Here is a 1,376-nt window from a genome sequence, read left to right as displayed (position 1 = left end):
TGAATCGCCCCGGGTTTCGTGGAGGCTCGGTTACTTGGAACCTGCCCCGATCGGGACGGGTGTTTCAGAGTAGTGCTCGGGTGTGATGCTGGCCCAGTGGTTGGTCTCGTACTCGGCTGGCGGGATCAGTCCGATCTCGCCGTGAAGGCGCCTGTGGTTGAACCAGTCGACGTACTCGGCGACGGCGATCTCGACGTCGCCGACGTTCTTCCAGCCGCCTTTGGGGCGCATGACGGGGTTGCGGATGCACTCGGCCTTGAAGAGCGAGTTCAGCGCTTCGGCCATCGCGTTGTCGTAGGAATCGCCCTTGGATCCGACGGACGCGACGGCCTCGGCCTCGGCCAATCGCTCGGTGTAGCGAATCGCTCGATATTGGACTCCGCGGTCGCTGTGATGGACCAGTCCGGTGACGTCATGACCGGCCCGTTGCCGGTTCCACAGGCCCATGTCGAGGGCATCGAGTGCCAGGTCGGTGCGCAGCGATGTGGACACTTGCCAGCCGACGATCATCCGCGAGTAAACGTCCAGGACGAACGCGACGTAGGTCCAGCCTGCGTGTGTTCTGACGTAGGTCAGATCGGCCACCCAGAGCTGGTTGGGTGCCGACGCGACGAACTTGCGGTCCACGAGGTCCTCGGGTCGTTCGGTCTCAGCGCCGTCGCCGATCGTGGTCTTGCGGGTCTTCTCTCGCGGGATCCCTCGCAGGCCCACTTGCCGCATGAGCCGCTCCACGGTGCATCGGGCCACCCTCACGCCCTCACGGTTGAGCTCGGCGTGGACCTTCCGGACGCCGTAGACACCGAGGTTCGCCTTGTGGGCGACCCTGATGTCGGTGACCAACTCCGCGTCCCTCACCGTGCGCGCCGACGGTGGCCTGGTCTTCGACGCGTAGTAGCCGCTCGGGGCGATCTGCATGCCGGCGCTCTTCAGCACCGCGCAGATCGGCTCGACCCCGACCTCGCGCCCCTCGACCACGTCGTGGCGATGGGCGTCGATGTAGGCCACTACCTGTTGGTGGGGCGGTCGAGCTCCGCCGCGAAGAAAGCCGAGGCCGTCTTCAAGATGTGGTTCGCGCGGCGCAGTTCGCGGTTCTCCCGCTCAAGTTCGGCTAACCGGGTCGCGTCGTCGGTCGTGGTGCCCGGCCGGACACCTCCGTCGATCTCTGCTTGGCGGACCCAGTTGCGCAGGGTCTCCGGATGCATGCCGAGCTGCTTAGCGATCCGCGGGATCGCACCTGACCTGGTGGCCGGGTCTCTTCGCGCTTCCACGGCCATTCGCGTGGCGCGTTCACGCAACTCGTCGGGGTACTTCCTTGGTGCTGCCATGACTCTCATCCTCCATGGATTGAGAGCCTCCACCAGACCCGGGGCGATTCA

1 protein-coding gene is annotated in these 1,376 nt (G+C 65.6%); it reads right to left on the bottom strand.

Going from position 1 to position 1,376, the window contains the following annotated elements; translation table 11 throughout:
* Positions 1-30: 30 nt before the first annotated feature.
* Positions 31-1,325, bottom strand: a protein-coding gene (locus AC6EH9_RS20040) for an IS3 family transposase (protein ID WP_498425450.1) whose coding sequence is annotated in 2 segments (ribosomal slippage) — positions 31-1,046 and positions 1,046-1,325 — 1,296 coding nt in all. Because the reading frame shifts where the segments join, the coding sequence is not laid out codon by codon here.
* Positions 1,326-1,376: the final 51 nt, after the last annotated feature.

This window comes from Nocardioides sp. Z21_20 (assembly GCF_059766585.1).
This window is presented reverse-complemented; position numbering and strand designations above follow the sequence as displayed.